The sequence below is a fragment of the Pseudoalteromonas sp. SR41-1 genome, from assembly GCF_014164015.1.
GTDB classification, from domain to species: Bacteria; Pseudomonadota; Gammaproteobacteria; order Enterobacterales; family Alteromonadaceae; genus Pseudoalteromonas; species Pseudoalteromonas distincta.
Genome location: NZ_JACJEK010000005.1, coordinates 1 through 19,297, shown reverse-complemented (window position 1 = coordinate 19,297; position 19,297 = coordinate 1). Strand labels below are relative to the sequence as shown.

Sequence of the window (19,297 nt, the reverse complement as noted above, 5' to 3'; positions counted from 1 at the left end):
GTGAAAACACTGATATAATTTTAGTGCTAATTAAAAACTTAGTTACAAAGCTTTTACAAAGCAAAGGCTATTGCTTCACAATAGTGCGCATGCTTTAATTAGTCGGCTAAAATACAAGTGCTCACCAAGGTTGGTGAGTAAGTGCAATATTTAAAATAATTTTGGGATTCTACAATGGCGTTAAGCTGTAAATCACTCGCATCAATACTCGCAATACTAAGCATGACCGGCTGTACAATAGTACCAGGCAGCCACTTTGAAGGTATAGACCCAGGCGAGCAAACACAAAACCTCGAACAAGATCTCGAAAAAGTAAACATTCAAATAATTGACTCGCAACTAATAAATAAACAAAATCAAGCGCGTATAGCAGCTAAACCAATTTCAAGCACCGCTGGTTTAAACGTAAGTAACTACGAATACAAAATAGGCGTTGGCGACGTACTAACAATAGGCGTATGGGATCACCCAGAGCTCACAATACCGGCAGCAGTACAACGTACCGCAGAGTTTGACGGTTTTCGTGTTCAACGAGATGGCACCATTACTTATGCCTATGCACCAAATATACCGGCTGCAGGCAAAACAATAAACCAAGTACGTAACGAACTTGTTAAGCGCCTAAGCCGAGTAATAGAAGACCCACAAGTAGATGTAAAAGTAGTTGGCTTTAGAAGCCAAAAAACCTACGTTACCGGTGAAGTAAACAAGCCGGGTGTATACCCAGTAACCGAAATTCCACTTACATTAATAGATGCTCTAAACCAAGCTGGCGGCTTAACAGCAGCAGCAGATTGGCGCACAGTAACATTTACCCGTGGCGACAAAACAGAAGTTATAAAACTTGATGACTTTTATGCCCATGGTGACATTTCGCAAAACCGTTTATTACAAAATGGCGACATAGTGCATGTAAACCGTAACGATGCACAAAAAATATTTGTATTAGGTGATGTGAAAAAAGCAGGTTCAGTAACGCTTAACCGTTATGGTTTAAACTTGGCCGAAGCGCTAAGCGACTCGGGCGGCTTAAACGAAGCAACAGCAGACGCTAATGGTGTGTTTGTACTGCGTAAAAGTAACGTAGAGCAAACTGGTATTATTGCAAACGTATACCAATTACATGCTAAAAATATAGCTGCAATGGTATTAGCTGAGCAGTTTGAGCTACAACCACGCGATATTGTATATGTAACATCGGCACCACTTGCCCGTTGGAACCGTGTAATTAGCTTACTATTACCGTCAATCGCTACTGTAGATAGTGTTGACGATATAACTGCAAACTAAGGGTTTTTAAAAATGTTTGATTCAGTTTTAGTTGTGTGTGCAGGCAACATTTGCCGCAGCCCAACAGGTGAGTATGTTTTAAAGCAAAAGCTTGAAGGCAAAAATATTCAAGTATCGTCTGCGGGGCTAACAGCACTTGAAGGCAAACCAGCAGATGCTAAAGCAAAGCAAATAGCACTTGCACATGGCGTTAATATGGATGCTCACCAAGGCCAGCAGCTTACATCAAGCTTAGTAGCGCAAAACAGCGTAATACTCGTAATGGAAGAACGCCATTTAAACGACGTACATACTCGTTATCCAGAGGCGCGAGGTAAAACGTTTTTACTCGGTAAGTGGATTAATAACGCTGAAATACCCGACCCATATCGTCAAAGCCAAGAGGCTTTTGAACACGTTTACACATTAATCGACAGCGCGTGTAGCGCTTGGCAAAAGTATTTATAAGGAATGGCTAATTTAATGAATACCCAGCCGAATAACAGCGCTAGTAACGCTAATAATAAAAGCACTAATAACACACAACCAACGCAAGAAATTGATTTAATGGCGCTATTAGGCGCATTGCTCGATCGCAAATACTTTATAGTAGTGGTAACTGCGTTGTTTATGTTTGTAGGTGTTATTTATGCAGTATTAAGTACCCCTGTTTACCAAGCAACAGCCATGATACAAGTTGAAGACGGCGGCGCATCAGTCCCTGGTTTTGACGATATGGCAGGCATGTTTGAAAGTACATCGGCTGCAGTAACCGAAATAGAGCTACTAAAGTCGCGCAGTATAATAGGTGAGGCAGTAGACACTTTAAAGCTTGATGTACTAACAGAGCCTAAACTATTCCCGTTTATAGGTAGTCGCGCTTATCGTAAATTTACCCCAGTGGAAGATGGCGACTTAGCAGAACCAAGCTTTGGTGCTAATAGCTACGCATGGGGCGGTGAGAGCATAAATGTATTTAGGTTTGATGTACCACGTACAGCAGTAAATCAAACATTTACATTGGTAGCGCAAGCTAACAACAGCCTTGCGCTTTTAAATGAAGACGGTGAGCAAATATTATCGGGCAAAGTTGGCGAAGAACTTACAAATGGTAAATTTAACTTAACCATTCGTACTTTAAATGCACGCCCTGGTACAGAGTTTACAATTACCCGTAAAGATCGCCTTAATACTATTTTAGATTTGCAGGCTGCTATTGGCGCAAGCGAAAAAGGTAAAGATTCAGGTATAATTAATTTAAGTCTAGAAAGTACAAAACCTAGCTATGCTGAAAAAGTGCTTGATAAAGTGGCAGCTATTTATGTACGCCGAAATGTTGAACGTAATAGCGCTGAGGCGCAAAAGTCGCTGGAGTTTTTAGAAGTACAATTACCTGAAATTAAAAAACAGCTTGAATACGCAGAGCAACGCTTTAACGACTACCAAATAAAGCGCCAATCAATAAACATAACACTTGAGACCCAAGGCGTGCTTGAACAAGTTGTCAAGCTTGAAACTAAATTGCAAGAGCTAAACCTGAAACGCTTAGATATTGGCCGTAAATTTAAAAAAGATCACCCGTCGTACCAAGGTATATTAGAGCAAATAGAAGCGGTTGAAAGCCAAAAACAAGAACTTGTTGGTGAGGTAGGTAACCTACCAGAAACTCAACAAGAGCTACTCCGTTTAAAGCGCGATGTTGAGGTAAGTAACCAAATTTACACATTATTGCTTAGTAAAACACAAGAGCTTGATATAGTACGTGCAGGCACCGTAGGTAATGTGCGTATTATTGACTACGCAGAGGTAAACACCAGTAAGCCTGTTAAGCCTAAAAAAGCATTAATAGTGGTAATGGCAACTATGCTAGGTGGCATGTTAGCGGTTGCAATTGTACTTATACAAAAAGCAATGCATAAAGGCGTTGAAGACCCAGCTGAAATTGAGGCGCTAGGCATACCTGTTTACGCGAGTGTACCGCACTCAGACTACCAAGATAAACTAACAGGCTTTGCCGAGCGAGCCCGCAAAAATAAAGTTAATAAACCTAAAAGTATACTAGCACTCGATAACCCCGCCGATTTAGCGGTAGAGGCATTGCGCAGCCTGCGTACCAGCTTACACTTTGCGATGATGGAAGCTAAAAACAATATTATTGCTATATCGGGCCCAAGCCCAAGCGTAGGTAAATCGTTTATATCAGTTAACTTAGCATCAGTACTTGCACAAAGCGGTAAAAAAGTACTCATTATTGATGCAGATATGCGTAAAGGTTATTTGCAAACACAGTTTGGCTTAAAGTGGGACGATGGCTTAAGTGATTACTTATCGGGCCGTTTAAACTTAGAGCAAGTTGTTAAACCTACAAAGGTTGATGGCCTAAGCGTAATTACCCGTGGGCAAATACCACCAAATCCTTCAGAGCTACTAATGCACTCAAACTTTAGCAAGCTAGTTGAAGAAGTAAGCGCCGCTTACGACATAGTAATTATTGATACCCCACCAATACTTGCAGTAACCGACCCAGCAATAGTAAGTGCGCATACAGGCACTACGTTGTTAGTGGCAAGGTTTGGGCAAAACCACTTACGTGAAATAGACCTAACCCGTAACCGCTTTGAACAAAATGGTATTGATGTAAAAGGCGTAGTATTTAATGGTGTAATTAAAAAAGCCAGTAATGCATATGGGTATTACGGATACTATAACTACGAATACAAAAGTGATAAATAATTTATAAAAAGAAGGCATATTGGGCACTTTTGAATAAAAGTATAAAAACACGGTATTACAACGAGCTGGTCAGTACTGATAGCCTCAAAATAGAAGAAAGTCTCACTGTTCATCAATCAATTGAAGAAGATACTTTGCTAAATTATAATTAGCTATTCGTTATTCATTTAATTCAGATATAAAGTGAGTCTTTTTCTAGTGAGTAATTGCATTGTCATAAAGCTTTTGATAACTCCGCTTTACTAATTTAAAAAATTAAATTTTTTGTCAAGTTGAACGTAGTAAAAATATTAGAGATTAAACTACTTTAACTAAAACTTATACATTTAAATTAATTCTTGGTTGGTAAATCAATATGTCAGTAATTAAGAAATTAGGTGAGCTAATTTGAAGTTTATTTTCTATTCCATTTCAAATGATTTTGAAAAATTTCATAGGCGTAACGAGATTGAAGCATTAGTAAATTTAAATATTGATACTGAAGCAATTTATTTTACATCGCCTAAATTAATTACTAAGGGCTTAAAAAAGCTTTTAAAAAAAGTAGAGAAGCAGACCGAATATTATCCAAAAATTATGGTGTGTAGTTTATATGTATTAATGCCGTTAAGATGGGCATTACGTTCTAGTATTTTAACATCTCTTTTTATAACAACTCCTATTAAGGTTCAAGTTTGGTACGCTAAAAAACGTGGCTTTTCTGGAACAAATAATAAAAATATTATTAGTTGGTTTTATAAGCCTGATCAGTATCTTTATTTAAAAGTATCTAACCCTTATATTTACCTCCATTATGATAATTATAAAGGTGACGCTACATATAAATTTAGTTCGGATAATCGCTTTGATAAGACGTTAGCTAATTGTGTGAAGAACAGTTCCATCACATTGATTTCTAGCTACAATTTATTTAATAATTATAAATACCTTAAAAGTAATGGGATACACTATTATTCAAATGCAATATCGAGAGCATTAATCTCTAGTCGTAGTACTGAAGTATCAAAAGAACCTCAGGTTGTGATTGGTTTTATTGGTCAGTTAGATAAAACTTTTGATACAACATTAGTTGATAAAATAGCGAGTAATTACCCAAGCTATTTGATTAAATTAATAGGTAATGTAAGCAATGATGATGTAATAAAATTAACTCGTAAGTATATCAATGTAGAATCACTAGGTTATATGAAATACGAGAAACTACGTGAGCAAATTGAAACTTTTTCAATCGGTATTTGCCCATACATTCAAAGTGGTTTTAATAAGCACAGGAATCCGCTTAAAATCACAGAGTACTTCTCTTATGGTATACCTGTAGTTACTGTTGAATGTGATTTTGATAGGCAAGCTGAACATTTACTAAGTGTGGCTACATCAGAACAAGATTTTATAGAGCTTATAGAAAGAGAGCTGCAATCAAATAACGCCACTAAGATTGAAGAAAGAAAACTACTCGCAAAAAATAACTGCTGGGATAATCGTGCTGAGTTCGTGTTAAAACTATTAGATAATAAATAATACACCACCTGTTGATATATAATTTTTGATGCTTTAGTTGAGAAAAATTGAAAATGATAAGTAAAAAGATATTTAAAAATACAATGATGCTTTACTTTAGACAAATTCTTCTAATGCTAGTGAGTCTTTATACTGTAAGAGTTGTATTAAATACTCTTGGAGTCGAAGATTATGGTACCTATTCAGTTGTAGGTGGGATCGTTGGTTTATGTTCATTTTTAAGTACTAGTATGGCTTCAGCAACGCAACGTTTTTTTTCGTTTGCTCTGGGTAAAAATAATGAAAAATTATTAAACTCTACATTTTCAGTTAATTTAGTAATTTATGTTGGTATCGGTATAATTGCGTTAGCTTTACTAGAGATCGGTGGATATTGGTTTGTTACAACGCATTTAAATATTCCCGAAGCTAGGCTGGATGCGGCGATTATTCTTTTTCACTATTCGGTAATGACATTTTTTTTCACTGTTATGACTGCCCCTTTTATTTCTATAATAATTGCTCATGAAGATATGCATTACTTTGCATTTATTTCAATACTGGAAGGAATATTAAAATTAGCGGCTGTTTTTCTATTGACTCGGTTATCGTGGGATAAACTCGAGCTTTATGGCCTGCTAACTTTAATTGTAGCAGTTTTAATAGCCATTATGTATGGCAGTGTTTGCATAAGGAAATATAGAGAATGCCAATTTAAAAAGTTTTTTTGGGATCTTGATTTAATGAAAGAAATTTTTTCATTTACTGGATGGAGCTTATTAGGCCAATTAACTACAGTGGCAAGGTACCAAGCTGTGACCATTCTGTTGAATCAGTTCTTTAACCCGACAGTAGCTGCTGCTAGGGCAATTGCTATTATTATTTCATCGAAAGTAAATATATTTTCTAATAACTTTAATGTCGGATTATCCCCTTCGATAATTAAAAATTATGCGAGTAAGAATGAAAATGAACTATTTCTATTACTTTTTAATGGTTCAAAATTGACCTTTTTCCTAATGTGGATTTTCGTATTACCACTTCTAGTCGAAATGGAAACGATATTAACTATATGGTTAGAGGTACTTCCAGATAGTGTTGTATTATTCTCAAAGCTCGCATTGATAGAGTCATTAATTTTCTCACTGAGTATGCCAATTGCGACAGCCGCAAGAGCTACTGGTCGAGTTAAAGGATATGAGTTGATCCTTGGAACTATGCAGCTTTTAATTTTCGTCTTAGCTTTTATCGCCTTAAAGTTAGGACAACCTGCCTATAGTGTTTTTGTTATTGCGATAACAGTAAATATATTAATGTTCATAGCACGATTAATCATAGTTTCAGACTTAATAGGATTACCTAAAGGTAGATTCTTAATGGAAGTATGTGCTCCAATGGCATGTATTGTTGCTATGAGCTCAGGCTTTGCTTTTTATATTAAACAGGCTCAACACGAAAGTTTATTATATTCAGTTTTTAATGTCCTTATTTGTATATCTGTATCATTGATCTGTATGTATTACATAGGATTAGATAAGAAGTTTAGAAAAAGCGTACTTGATTATTTATCTAATAAATTTTTGTCTACAAAAAGGGGGTAAAATTGGTTTCTTTTTCAAAAAAGGCCTTTAGGTTCTTAAGAAAAGCTATAAAAAATATATCACGTTTTTTTTGTGTTTTTATTGATTATTATAAATATGGTGGGGTAACTTATGCCCAAATATCTCAAATTAACTATGGTAATACATTAGCAGGTAGGCGTGTATTAATAACCGGCGGCTCAAGTGGTATCGGTTTTGCAATTGCTCAAAAAGCGATTTCAGAGGGAGCTAAAGTAGTAATCACTGGTCGAAACATGGGTAAGTTAGAAGCAGCTAAACTTAAGATAAGCAATGATTTATTGTCAATTATTCAGTGGGATGTAAGTGAGATATCCCTTATCCACTCAAAATTAAAAGATGTGAGCAAACTACTAGGCGGTAAGCCAAATGTTTTGGTAAATAACGCTGGAATATTATTAGACCAAAACTTTTTTACTACTACAGAAGATATTTGGGATAAAACTTACCAAGTAAACTCTAAATCAATATACTTTTTAAGCCAAGCAATAGCGAATGATCTAATTAAATGCAGAGAGAAAGGGAAAATCATCAATATATCATCTACAAGTGGTTTTTATGGTACAGCCATTCCTTACGGTATGACGAAATGGGATGTCGCTGGTCTTACTGAGGGCTTGGGTAAAAAACTAGCACCGCATGGAATAATTGTAAACGGAATTGCCCCAGGAAGAACTGCTACCTCGATGTTAAATAAAGATAGTAATGACAATATTTATGATTCATTAACATCAGCCAAAAGGTATGTTATGCCAGAAGAGATTGCTGAATTGGCAATATTTTTGATGAGTGGTTCTACAAACTTTATTGTGGGACAAACTATAGTTTGCGATGGTGGTTATATATTAAAAGTACATTAAGCAACACTTAATTAGAATCAACCCCTAATAATGTTGCCGTAAACGAATTTGAATGTACAAGTTAGTAATTTTGTAACAAATATGTATTACCACCGCTTTATTTAATTGTGAATACAGTATGAAATATTTAAAGGTAAAGGCCCTATGAGTCAGCAATATACAAAAGAGATCAATGCGCAAATTGTAATTTCGTTACTAAAAGCCCATGGGGTTAAAAAAGTAATTACATCCCCAGGAGCAACAAATGTTGCTTTAGTAGGAAGCATTCAAAATGATCCTTTTTTCACCGTATATTCTTCAGTAGATGAACGATCAGCTGCATACATGGCATGCGGTTTAGCGGAAGAAAGTGGTGAGCCTGTAGCTATTAGCTGCACTGGTGCAACTGCATCTCGTAACTACATACCTGGGTTAACTGAAGCTTATTATAGAAAACTTCCAGTACTTGCAATAACATCAACTCAAGCAACAGCGAGAATCGGTCACCATATTGCCCAGGTTATTGATAGGAGTTCTATACAAAATGATATTGTTAACCTAAGTGTTGACTTACCGATAGTTAAAGATGATGAAGATAAATGGGAATGTGAGATTAAAGTTAACAAGGCAATGCTTGAGTTAACAAGGTTTGGTGGTGGGCCAGTACACATAAATTTACCAACCACGTATAAATTACCTTTTGAAAGTAAAGCGCTACCCGCATACCGAGTGATAAAGCGTTTTACTATGGGGGATGAACTCCCTGTTCTAAAAGGAAAAGTTGCTGTCTTTGTCGGTTCTCATAAAAAATGGACGGAAGCCGAGACACTAGCAGTTGATAATTTTTGCGCAATAAATAATGCCGTTGTTTTTTGTGATCATACTAGTAATTATAAGGGTAAGTACCGTGTCCTACTTGCCTTACTCGCAACACAAGAATCTATAAATAAAACGAACTATATTCCAGATACATTAATACATATAGGTGAAGTAAGTGGAGATTATTTTACTTTGAGTGTTGCTGGTAGAGAGGTATGGCGTGTTAGTGAAGATGGTGAATTAAGGGACACCTTCAGAAAGTTAACTAACGTTTTCCAAATGAAAGAGTCTTGTTTTTTTCGTGCCTATAGTAATGGTGATCTAGGGAATGATAGCTATTACTTAATGTGCAGAGATGGCCTTGATGAGATTAGAAGTAAAATCCCTGAGCTACCCTTCTCAAATATATGGGTGGCCTCACAATTAGCTCAAAGGCTACCTGAAAATTCAATTATTCATTTAGGTATCTTAAATAGTCTGCGTTCGTGGAACTTTTATGAAATACCAAAAACAGTTACTTCTGCATCAAATGTAGGTGGCTTTGGGATTGATGGGTCATTATCGTCAATTCTTGGTGCATCATTAAGTGAACCTGAAAAACCATATTTTTGTGTATTAGGTGATCTAGCTTTCTTTTATGATATGAATGCTATTGGCAACCGCCATGTAGGTAATAACTTAAGAATCATGCTAATTAATAATGGTAAAGGTACAGAGTTTAGGCAGTATAATAGTGGAGCAGCATATTTTGGTGAAAAGGCAGATGACTTTATTGCAGCAGCAGAACATTATGGTAATAAATCTCCAACGTTAGTTAAGCAATATGTTGAAAATTTAGGTTTTGAATATATGACGGCATCCACCAAAACTAGCTTCTCATCAATGAGCGAAAAATTTCTTACTTCTGAAACTACTAAACGTCCACTTGTTTTTGAGGTTTTCACTGATAGCGATTTAGAAAGTAAAGCTTTAGAAATTATCAGAAATATTACTGACGATAAAACTCAAACAATCAAAAGTACAGCCAAAAAAATGCTAGGCACTAAGGGGATTGGTGCATTAAAAAAAGTACTAAAAAAATAATTATTTTTGTAATTAAAAAGGTTTAAAACTATTTATGTCGAATAAAGTAGGGATTGTCACTTTTCATAATGCTCACAACTACGGTGCTGTATTGCAGGCTTATGCTTTACACCGTAAACTAAGTTTGATGGGATTTGATCCTGTATTTATCCAGGATCAAGAAGATTTTGTTGGCGAAAAATATAGCTTATACCCAACATTAAATGGTAAACAATACCTTAGATATGCTAAAGCGTGGGTAAAGCTGCTCCTTGATTACAGCAGAAGAAAAAAAAGGCATGTAGCTTTTATGGATTTTATCGCAAATTACTTGCCGATATGTAAGTTAGGTAATAAATCAATTCAATTTGACAGCGTAGCTCTGGGCAGTGATCAAATATGGAACCCAAACATCACAAAAAATATCAAAGATATTTACTTTGGGATAAATGAGCAGATTATAACGGATAATATTTTTTCTTATGCAGCAAGTATGGGAAATGGTATGACAGAAGTAAATTTTACAGAAAACTTTAAAGAAAAGCTCTCTACTTTACAAAATTTAGGAGTAAGAGAATCATCTTTAGGGGACATGATTTATGATAAGTTCTCGCTAAACCATTCAATTAACCTTGATCCGACCCTATTATTAGAGAAGGCCGAGTGGGACAAGTTAGTAGGCCATTCAGATATTACAGAACGCTATTTATTGGTTTATGAAGTAGAAAAGAATGAGAATACACAAGCTGTAGTTGATCTGATAGCAAAGCGAATGGATCTGAAAGTAAAGGTCATTTCTTCAAAGCTAAATGGTGAAAGTTTTAGTAATGAGATAACGACAGCTTCACCTATTGAATTTTTATCATTATTTAAAAATGCAAATTTTGTAGTAACTACAAGCTTCCACGGTACAGTTTTTTCTATTATTAATGAGATTCCCTTTTTTACTATCAAGTTTAATAATGGGGTTGATCTGCGGTCATCGGGATTACTTACTTCAGTAGAGTTGCAAGAACGTCATATCAATAGTATTGATGATATTGATGATATTAGTGAATTAGAAATAGATTTTACACGTGCTAATAATCAGCTTTCTAAACTAAGAAGCATATCTGAAAAGTATTTAGAAAATTCCTTAACAAAATAAATAGTAATTTAAATTCAAACTAGGAAGAGTAGTGTTGGGTAAGATATTAAATTTTTTAAAAAAATTCAAAAGTGTAATCGAAAAGTTTGAGTTGAAACTTGAACAAAGCAATCGCAGAAATTATTTATTGAATGAAGCTTTGACATCAAATAAGTCTATTACTTCTGTTGGTAATGACTACAAAAGAGAGTTGATTGTAAGCTTAACCACCTATAGTAAAAGAATTCATGAAGTACATCTAGTTGTAGAGTCTATAGCGCAACAGACACTTAAACCGAACCGTTTAATCCTATGGTTAGATGAAACTGAGTTCACTTTAGACACAATTCCACTTATTTTAAAAAAACAAATGGAAAGAGGGTTAGAGATTTATTTTTGTCCAAACTATCGCTCCTATAAAAAATTAATACCTACATTACAGAATTATCCAAAAGCAAACATCATCACCATTGATGACGATATCTTATACCCTCATGATATGGTTGAGCTACTTTATAAGGAACATATCCAGTTTCCTGATTGTGTAATTGGACATAGGGTTCATCAAATTAAATCTAATTCTGACGGGAATCCTTTGCCTTATAAAAGATGGAATTTGGAGATATCATGTAATGTAGCTGGTGACGACATTATTGCAATTGGTGTTGGTGGAATTTTTTACCCTTATGGATCACTGAACGAAGAATGTCTAAAGATAAATAGCTTTAATGACTTAGCTCCAAATGCTGATGATATTTGGTTTAAAGCTATGTCGTTACTAAACGGTAAAACACATAAAAAAGTAAGTGACAATCGTAAATTTTGGAATCGATTTTTGTTGTTAGAAGAATCTCAGGATATAGCTCTTTATTATGATAATAAAGAAAACGATGGTAACGATAACCAAGTAAAAGCTGTTTTTGAAAAATATAAACTTAAAATTTGATATTAAATTTTTCTTTAAAATACTACATTCATTTTTATCTTTAAAATATAAAGATAAGCTTGAGCCCTTTATACAATATCAGAAGATAGATTTTAATGGATAAAATTTCAGTAATTATTACTAGCTTTAATCGAGGTGAAATGCTTAGAAGAGCTATAGATTCTGTTTTAAACCAAGATTACAAAAACTTCGAGTTAATAATTGTCGATGATTGCTCTGATTCCCCTACACAAAAAGTATTAGATGCATATGAAGGTATTCAGATTGTGAAAATAATTAGAATGCAAGAGAATTCTGGTGCGAACATTTGCAGGAATGTAGGAATTAATTCTGCAACCGGCGTGTTTTACACTGGGTTGGACGATGATGACTATTTTTTGCCCAGTCGATTGAATATACTATATAAAAACTTTGATAAAAAGTTTTCTTTTATATGTGATAATTACCAGATTAATAATGGTAATAAACTATATAAGAGATTTCTAGGTGGGGAGCGAGTATTTAATCCTGATAAATTAACAAAAACTAATCAAGCTGGTAATCAAATATTTACTTATCTTGAAAGAGTAAAGGACATTGCTGGATTTGATGAAAATCTTAAACGCTTACAAGACCAAGATACTTGGTATAGATTGGCTTTAAAGTTTGGAAAGTTTAAACGTATTGATAAGTGCTCTTATGTCATGGACGTTAGTCATGAAGCCACTCGTATTACTAAGAGTATTAAAGAACGTGATTCTTACTATGCATTTTATAATAAACATAAAGATAGTATGTCTAGATCCTCCATATCATATAATAGGCTTAGATTAGCTTTTCTGAATAATGAGAAGTTAACTCTCATTAAATATGATAAAGACAATATCATTTTATTTTTAAAGCTTTGTTTTAAAAGGTTACTTTTTCGTTCAAATTAGGATTACTAATGAACCGAACAATTATATTTGATGTCTGTGGAACTCTTTTTTTCTCAAATACTACATTTGATTTTGTAAAATATTACCATATGCATAAAAAAAATAAGTTAAAAAGTTTTTTTATTAAACGGTTAACTGGTAATTTAGGTAAAGTTATGCATCGATTTTTAAATATATCGATAAGAAAGTTAATCATCAGTACACTTAAGGGAGAATTAGTATCAGATGTTGAATATCTTGCAGCTGAGTTTGTTAGATCGAATTTGGAAAATAAAAAAATAGAATCTATATTTAACGAATTTACTCAATTAAAGAAAAATAATAATGTCGTGCTCGTTTCCGCATCGATAGAGCCAGTAATAAAAAGTATAGCTGAGCTATATGGTGTTTATTTCCAATGCAGCGAGTTAGAAATTAAAAATGAAAAGTACACTGGTATTATTTCGAAAGATCTCAAAGGAAATAAACATCTTTATATAGATAGTGCTTCAGCTTTTTATTCTGATAACTTAGATGATCTCGCTTGCTCATTTATGGTAGAAAATTTTTATTTTATTCGCCACAAAATGAGTAATAGATATAAAGCTTTTGACTACAGTGAAAATGTTGAGGTGATTAATGTATAGTTATCTTCCTTTTGAGTATACATTTAAGACTAGAATCAAGACAAAGGCTGAACGATTAAGTTGGTTTATTATATTTCCTTTTGCATTAGCTTTAATATCAGTGCTTCAATTAGGGTGGGCTAATTTATTTCAAATTTTATTAACTTTTCTTGTCTGTATGAGTAGCTACGAGATTGGCTATATCTATAACGATAACATTACTACTGAAAATGAAGTAAATCCTACAGAAAGAGTTAATAAGCTTCCTACTAATTTTTCTTATAAAAAAGCTATATTACTATGTTTCTTATGGTTCATAGCACTATTTTTTAGTAGTTACTTACTATGGGGTGGAGATTTTTCTTTATATCTAATAATTGCCTTTAGTATAATTCAAGTTATATTTTATATGCATAATGTGATACGGAATCGTTTTAATATTTTTACTTATTTTGGTTTGGTGTCTAGCCGATACTTGTTACCAGTTGCTTATTTTATAGAGTTGAATACCGCGCTATTCATTTTATTCATTTTCCCAGTTTGTAGAACTATAGAACATGCATGCAAGGTTAAGTACGGTCTTTCATATTTAAATAAAGTAATTACTAACTTTGATCTATATAGAGTTTTTTATTATTTAATAGTATTTATAACGGTATTTATTTTTTCTGGTAACGAAGGTTTTTTAATTATCTCGTCTTATTTTTTAGTTTATAGAGTTTTAGCTGCGTTTATAGCCAAAAAGAACTTTGTAAAAAGAAATAAACATCCATCTTATAAATAACACCAGAAGAGTTAGTTAATGATATTAATATTTTTATTTTTCTTTTTTATAGCCTTGGGTTTAGATCGGAGTAATAGAAAAATAATTTCTTTATCGCTAGCTCCATTAATATTTTTAATGTCAATATCATTTATTACTATTGGTAGTGCCGATACTGAACTGTTTTTATATCAAGCAAAACCATCGTTGACAGAAAGTTACTATTATTTATTTATTTTAAGCTGCATGTTTTTTGTTACATCAATTATTTTATCAAACTTTATTATTGGTAAAGACTCTAAAAGTTTAAAGCAAGGATTAGTAGGGGGGGGGAGTAGCGAACTAAAAATTATTACTAGGCTATTTTTTATTACTTCTTTTATTTCTTTTATAGCCTTCGTTTATAATCTGAACTCTTTAATTTCTCATGCTATGTCTTCTTCCGCATTTAATGCTAGAGGTTACGAGAAAGCATTTGGCAGTGAAAGTATTGTTAATTATTTTTATTTTTTTCATATGATTTCAATCTTTTGTTATTCATTAATTAAATTTAAATATAAAGAAAATATAAGGTACGGTAAAATTATAGTTCTAGTTATGATATTTTCAGCAATATGCCATGGTATCAAATTCACAGTTTATGATGTCATCGTTCCATCCCTTATTTTATATTATTTATACGCAGATAAAATTAGGATACGCTTTCTTCTTTCCGTGATAGGCCTATTTATAGTTTTTTTATGGCTATTTTTTACTTATGTTCGAGGTGCATCTGAAGAGGTTACTTGGTACCAAGCCCTATTTAATTATGTAATACCAAATTATTATAATCTAATGTTTGTTATTGAGTCCCATGGTATAAACTCTGACTATGGTTTTAGTTTATGGTATCCGCCTAAACTACCGAAACCAGAAGGGATCTCTGAAGTCATAATGGTAACAGAAGGTTTTCAGCTCAATTTCAGGTATAACATGTACACGGCTCTTAATGCTGGTTATCGAGTTTTTGGAGTTTTTGCAGGTGTAATATTGTTAGTGGCTGCATTCTTTACTGCTTGGTCATATAAAGGTTTATCTCGTTTTGGTGGGGTTATCTATACTTTTATATTTTCTATTTGCATCTTGTCAAATAGCTTAATGTTCTACTATTGGACTTATAATAAATTGAAATATTGGTGGTTAATTACAGCCGTAATTGGGATTGTATTTATCCTCAGATTGAGATTAAAAAAACAATAGCGCCCTCGTTTAAAATATAAAGAGAGAATAATGTATTCAATTGCAATTACTGCTAATACTAGCTGGTACCTTTATAACTTTAGAAAAAACACAATTTTAGCAATGCTTGATAAAGGACATAAAGTGTATGCCATTGCGCCTAGAGATACTTACTCTAAAAAACTAGAGGCACTGGGTTGTATGTTTATAAATATAAACATTGACAGTGGAGGAACCAACCCAATTAATGATCTATGTACTTTATATGATTTTTATAGAGTATATAAAGAGTATAGATTTGACGTGTCTTTAAACTTTACACCTAAGAACAATATCTACAGCACACTTGCAGCGAAAGTAGTTGGAGTTAAAGCTATAAATAATATTGCAGGCCTTGGCACATTATTTATTAATGAAAGTGTTCCTTCTAAAATAGCTAGAGCTTTGTATAAATACAGCCAAAGCAAAGCTGACTTTATTTTTTTTCAAAATGAAGATGATAGAGCATTATTTAAATCTCACCGAATTGCCCAGAATGTCAAGTCTGATAGATTGCCTGGTTCTGGCGCTGATTTATCCCGCTTTATTGTATCACCCGCTCCTGACGATGGTGTTACCCGCTTTTTACTTATTGCTCGTATGCTTTTCGATAAAGGTATAGGGCAATATGTAGAAGCGGCAAGAGCACTCAAAAGTAAATACGGCAATAGTGTTGAGTTTAGGCTATTAGGTTTTTTAGATGTTGATAATCCTTCAGCGGTTTCAAAAGCACAAATGAATGCTTGGGTAGATGAAGGCGTAGTCAATTATTTAGGTACCTCTGATAATGTTGAAGCGGAGATAGCGCAGGTAGATTGTATGGTACTTCCATCATATTACCGCGAAGGCGTACCAAAATCTTTGCTTGAAGCTGGCGCTATGGGTAAACCTATAGTTACAACCGACAATGTAGGTTGTAGAGAAACTATTGATAATGGCGTTAATGGTTTTATTTGCGAACCCCGAAGCACTAAAAGCCTAACTGATGCTCTAGATAAAATAATAACCATGTCACATTCTGAACGCCTTAAACTTGGTATTAACAGTCGCCGTAAAATTGAAAATGAATTTGATGAAAAAATAGTGATAAAAAAATACCTACTTGCTTTAAAAAGCCTTTAAAACCTAGTTATTAATTTTTGTAAGTAATTACCTACCTCAGTATCGGAATACTATATGTTTTTAGATCTCTCGTTTACCTTTTTTATTGCTTTTGCCAGTTTGTTTTTAATGAGAAAAACAGCTCGAAAAATAGGGTTAGTCGACAAGCCATCTGGCCGTAAAATGCATACAGGTAATATACCTCTTGTTGGTGGTGTAGCTATATGTATCACCATAGTGCAATACATATATTCTCACCCAGGTATGATTAACCATGCTAACTTGTATATGTGCTGTATTGTAGGTTTAACAGCTGTTGGTGCATTAGATGATAGGTATGACTTAAGTGTAAAAATACGTATGCTGGTACAAACTCTTATATCTATCGCAATGATTTACTTTGCTAAAGCAGAGTTGGTTACACTTGGAGATATATTAGGGTTTGGCGACATTAGCTTGGGCTATGGTTATGTAGGTGGCTTAATTACTATATTAGCCGTTATAGGCTGTATCAATGCCTTTAATATGGTTGATGGAATCGATGGTCTTTTAGGTGGGCTGTCTGTAGTTACATTTGGTGCAATTGGTATTTTACTTAATATGGCTAATGAGCAAAGCTTAAGTTATTTATGTTTATTATTGGTCGTGTGTATGATCCCTTATATTATTATGAACTTGGGCCTTATAGGCCGTGAGCGTAAAGTGTTTATGGGCGATGCTGGTAGTATGATGATTGGTTTTACGGTTATTTGGCTATTAATTGGCGCAAGCCAAACCCCAGGGAACCCTATGATACGACCTGTAACCGCATTGTGGCTAATTGCACTACCATTAATGGATATGGTTGCGATAATGGTGCGCCGTGTTAAACAAGGTAAATCTCCGTTTAAGCCCGATCGTGAACATTTACACCATATTTGCCAGCGCTTGGGCTGCTCGCCTACACAAACACTTATTTTAATATGCTCAATTGCATCTGTATTTGCAGGTATAGGCATAATTGGTGAGGTTTTTGTAATACCCGAATTTTTAATGTTTTATAGTTTTTTAGTTGTGTTTGCAGGTTACTTACTTGTACTAATTAATTACTGTAAAATTATAAACTTTTTTAGACGTAAGTTAGACCTGCCAGAAAAACAATATTCTGCGAGTAAGTAAAACTATTAGAGTGCGAAGAGAATTTGTGCCTACTTGATGAATATATTGTAGGTGAGGTTTTACGCTCCGCTTTTGGTAAAGTTAGTTTACATGAGCGCGAAGTAAATTCGCACCTACAGCTGACATATATCGTAGGTGAGGTTTTATACCTCGCTTTTTATAATGTTAAATTACATAGCCGTGCAGTAAATTAGAGAGTATTGATTGGTGTATATTTCAATATTTTCATTTCTTTCTCATTTTTATTATTCTGTAAAAACCTTTAGTAATATCATTTGATATTACATTTTGGCTAAAGTCTTTTAGCTAGAGCCTAATTTATAACTCTGATAGAATCATTTTATTAATTATTAACTAATCTTAAAGGATTAATATGAAAATTGCCGTAGTAGGTACAGGCTATGTAGGCCTCTCTAACGCTATGTTGCTAGCACAGCACAATGAAGTGGTTGCATTAGATATAGATGAACAAAAAATAGCACTTTTAAATAATAAAAAGTCACCAATTGTCGATACCGAAATTAGTGACTTTTTAACACGTAGTGACTTAAATTTTACAGCAACTACCGACAAAGTAGCTGCCTATAAAAATGCTGATTTTGTAATTATTGCGACTCCAACCGATTACGATGTTGAAAATAACTACTTTAATACAAACTCTGTAGAGGCTGTAATTAAAGATGCCACAGCACATAACCCAAGTGCAGTTATGGTCATTAAATCGACGGTACCAGTTGGTTTTACGCAAGGTATAAAAGAAAAGCTCGGCATTAGTAACTTAATATTTTCGCCAGAATTTTTACGTGAAGGTAAAGCACTACACGATAACTTATACCCCTCGCGTATTGTTGTAGGTGAGCAAAGTGAGCGCGCAAGTGTGTTTGCTAACTTACTTAAGCAAGGTGCTATCAAAGAAGATATTGAAGTACTTTTTACTGACTCAACAGAAGCCGAAGCTATTAAGTTGTTCTCAAACACTTATTTAGCTATGCGTGTGGCTTATTTTAATGAGCTTGATAGCTACGCTGAATCACATGGCTTAAACTCTAAACAAATTATACAGGGTGTTAGCTTAGACCCTCGTATAGGTAGCCATTACAATAATCCATCGTTTGGTTACGGTGGCTACTGCTTACCAAAAGATACTAAGCAGCTACGTGCAAACTATGCAAATGTACCGAACAATATTATTGGTGCCATTGTTGATGCTAATACTACGCGTAAGGACTTTATTGCAGACTCAATAATTAAGCGTAGCCCTAAAGTGGTTGGTGTATATCGTTTAGTAATGAAAACAGGGTCTGATAACTTCAGAGCTTCTGCTATTCAAGGCATTATGAAGCGTATTAAAGCTAAAGGTATTGAGGTAGTAGTTTACGAACCAGTACTAGAAGAAAGCGAATTTTATCACTCTCGCGTAATTAAAGACTTAAATGAATTTAAGCAAATATCTGACGTTGTTGTATCTAACCGTATGGTTGAAGAGCTCAGTGATATTGCTGACAAAGTTTATACTCGCGATTTGTTTGGTAGCGATTAATAAACAAAGTTTAAAGGCTAAAGGCTAAAGGCTAAAGGCTAAAGGC

At 34.1% G+C, this 19,297-nt stretch carries 16 protein-coding genes; all 16 read left to right on the top strand.

Annotated elements, in window-relative coordinates:
* The first annotated feature begins 174 nt into the window (after positions 1 to 174).
* The 16 genes from H5118_RS05325 to H5118_RS05250 all read left to right on the top strand — a co-directional run bounded on the left by H5118_RS05325 (position 175) and on the right by H5118_RS05250 (position 19,251).
* Positions 175 to 1,290 (top strand): polysaccharide export protein, encoded by a 1,116-nt coding sequence (locus H5118_RS05325; RefSeq protein WP_182748055.1) that lies wholly within the window; start codon positions 175 to 177, stop codon positions 1,288 to 1,290.
* A gap of 12 nt (positions 1,291 to 1,302) precedes the next feature.
* On the top strand, positions 1,303 to 1,737 hold the full coding sequence (locus H5118_RS05320; RefSeq protein WP_182748053.1) for a low molecular weight protein-tyrosine-phosphatase: 435 nt from the start codon (positions 1,303 to 1,305) through the stop codon (positions 1,735 to 1,737).
* A 15-nt stretch (positions 1,738 to 1,752) separates the two neighbouring features.
* Positions 1,753 to 4,002, top strand: coding sequence for a polysaccharide biosynthesis tyrosine autokinase (locus H5118_RS05315; protein WP_182748051.1), 2,250 nt, complete (start codon positions 1,753 to 1,755; stop codon positions 4,000 to 4,002).
* Between the two features lie 387 nt (positions 4,003 to 4,389).
* Positions 4,390 to 5,520, top strand: coding sequence for a hypothetical protein (locus tag H5118_RS05310; protein ID WP_182748050.1), 1,131 nt, complete (start codon positions 4,390 to 4,392; stop codon positions 5,518 to 5,520).
* A gap of 53 nt (positions 5,521 to 5,573) precedes the next feature.
* The gene (locus H5118_RS05305) at positions 5,574 to 7,100 is read left to right on the top strand and encodes an oligosaccharide flippase family protein (RefSeq protein ID WP_259397893.1); all 1,527 of its coding nucleotides are present in this window, start codon (positions 5,574 to 5,576) and stop codon (positions 7,098 to 7,100) included.
* Positions 7,101 to 7,102: 2 nt separating this feature from the next.
* A complete protein-coding gene (locus H5118_RS05300; protein ID WP_182748048.1) occupies positions 7,103 to 7,978 on the top strand; it encodes an SDR family NAD(P)-dependent oxidoreductase in 876 nt (291 codons plus the stop codon).
* Between the two features lie 144 nt (positions 7,979 to 8,122).
* Complete coding sequence (locus H5118_RS05295) at positions 8,123 to 9,859, top strand: thiamine pyrophosphate-binding protein (RefSeq protein ID WP_182748046.1); 1,737 nt, start codon at positions 8,123 to 8,125, stop codon at positions 9,857 to 9,859.
* Between the two features lie 34 nt (positions 9,860 to 9,893).
* Positions 9,894 to 10,985 carry a polysaccharide pyruvyl transferase family protein gene (locus tag H5118_RS05290; protein ID WP_182748044.1) on the top strand — a complete coding sequence of 364 codons (1,092 nt, stop codon included), beginning with the start codon at positions 9,894 to 9,896 and terminating at the stop codon, positions 10,983 to 10,985.
* 31 nt (positions 10,986 to 11,016) lie between these two features.
* On the top strand, positions 11,017 to 11,910 hold the full coding sequence (locus H5118_RS05285) for a glycosyl transferase (RefSeq protein ID WP_182748042.1): 894 nt from the start codon (positions 11,017 to 11,019) through the stop codon (positions 11,908 to 11,910).
* A gap of 95 nt (positions 11,911 to 12,005) precedes the next feature.
* Positions 12,006 to 12,827: a glycosyltransferase gene (locus H5118_RS05280; RefSeq protein ID WP_182748040.1), complete on the top strand. Its 822-nt coding sequence runs from the start codon at positions 12,006 to 12,008 to the stop codon at positions 12,825 to 12,827.
* 8 nt (positions 12,828 to 12,835) lie between these two features.
* Entirely contained in the window at positions 12,836 to 13,453 is a 618-nt protein-coding gene (locus H5118_RS05275; protein ID WP_182748038.1) for a haloacid dehalogenase-like hydrolase, read from the top strand.
* The gene (locus H5118_RS05270; RefSeq protein ID WP_182748036.1) at positions 13,446 to 14,216 is read left to right on the top strand and encodes a hypothetical protein; all 771 of its coding nucleotides are present in this window, start codon (positions 13,446 to 13,448) and stop codon (positions 14,214 to 14,216) included. The genes H5118_RS05275 and H5118_RS05270 overlap by 8 nt, the downstream gene beginning before the upstream one ends.
* Before the next feature lie 18 nt (positions 14,217 to 14,234).
* On the top strand, positions 14,235 to 15,434 hold the full coding sequence (locus tag H5118_RS05265; RefSeq protein ID WP_182748034.1) for an O-antigen polymerase: 1,200 nt from the start codon (positions 14,235 to 14,237) through the stop codon (positions 15,432 to 15,434).
* Positions 15,435 to 15,464: 30 nt separating this feature from the next.
* The gene (locus tag H5118_RS05260; RefSeq protein WP_182748032.1) at positions 15,465 to 16,574 is read left to right on the top strand and encodes a glycosyltransferase family 4 protein; all 1,110 of its coding nucleotides are present in this window, start codon (positions 15,465 to 15,467) and stop codon (positions 16,572 to 16,574) included.
* Positions 16,575 to 16,628: 54 nt separating this feature from the next.
* Entirely contained in the window at positions 16,629 to 17,711 is a 1,083-nt protein-coding gene (gene wecA / locus H5118_RS05255; RefSeq protein WP_182748030.1) for a UDP-N-acetylglucosamine--undecaprenyl-phosphate N-acetylglucosaminephosphotransferase, read from the top strand.
* A gap of 373 nt (positions 17,712 to 18,084) precedes the next feature.
* Positions 18,085 to 19,251, top strand: coding sequence for a nucleotide sugar dehydrogenase (locus H5118_RS05250; RefSeq protein ID WP_182748027.1), 1,167 nt, complete (start codon positions 18,085 to 18,087; stop codon positions 19,249 to 19,251).
* Positions 19,252 to 19,297 lie beyond the last annotated feature (46 nt).

What these genes read in the sequence shown, in the direction of transcription:
- H5118_RS05325 (WP_182748055.1), top strand. Translation starts at nt 175, where the DNA reads ATGGCGTTAAGCTGTAAATCACTCGCATCAATACTCGCAATACTAAGC.
- H5118_RS05320 (WP_182748053.1), top strand. Translation starts at nt 1,303, where the DNA reads ATGTTTGATTCAGTTTTAGTTGTGTGTGCAGGCAACATTTGCCGCAGC.
- H5118_RS05315 (WP_182748051.1), top strand. Translation starts at nt 1,753, where the DNA reads ATGAATACCCAGCCGAATAACAGCGCTAGTAACGCTAATAATAAAAGC.
- H5118_RS05305 (WP_259397893.1), top strand. Translation starts at nt 5,574, where the DNA reads ATGATAAGTAAAAAGATATTTAAAAATACAATGATGCTTTACTTTAGA.
- H5118_RS05295 (WP_182748046.1), top strand. Translation starts at nt 8,123, where the DNA reads ATGAGTCAGCAATATACAAAAGAGATCAATGCGCAAATTGTAATTTCG.
- H5118_RS05290 (WP_182748044.1), top strand. Translation starts at nt 9,894, where the DNA reads ATGTCGAATAAAGTAGGGATTGTCACTTTTCATAATGCTCACAACTAC.
- H5118_RS05280 (WP_182748040.1), top strand. Translation starts at nt 12,006, where the DNA reads ATGGATAAAATTTCAGTAATTATTACTAGCTTTAATCGAGGTGAAATG.
- H5118_RS05275 (WP_182748038.1), top strand. Translation starts at nt 12,836, where the DNA reads ATGAACCGAACAATTATATTTGATGTCTGTGGAACTCTTTTTTTCTCA.
- H5118_RS05270 (WP_182748036.1), top strand. Translation starts at nt 13,446, where the DNA reads ATGTATAGTTATCTTCCTTTTGAGTATACATTTAAGACTAGAATCAAG.
- H5118_RS05265 (WP_182748034.1), top strand. Translation starts at nt 14,235, where the DNA reads ATGATATTAATATTTTTATTTTTCTTTTTTATAGCCTTGGGTTTAGAT.
- H5118_RS05260 (WP_182748032.1), top strand. Translation starts at nt 15,465, where the DNA reads ATGTATTCAATTGCAATTACTGCTAATACTAGCTGGTACCTTTATAAC.
- wecA (WP_182748030.1), top strand. Translation starts at nt 16,629, where the DNA reads ATGTTTTTAGATCTCTCGTTTACCTTTTTTATTGCTTTTGCCAGTTTG.
- H5118_RS05250 (WP_182748027.1), top strand. Translation starts at nt 18,085, where the DNA reads ATGAAAATTGCCGTAGTAGGTACAGGCTATGTAGGCCTCTCTAACGCT.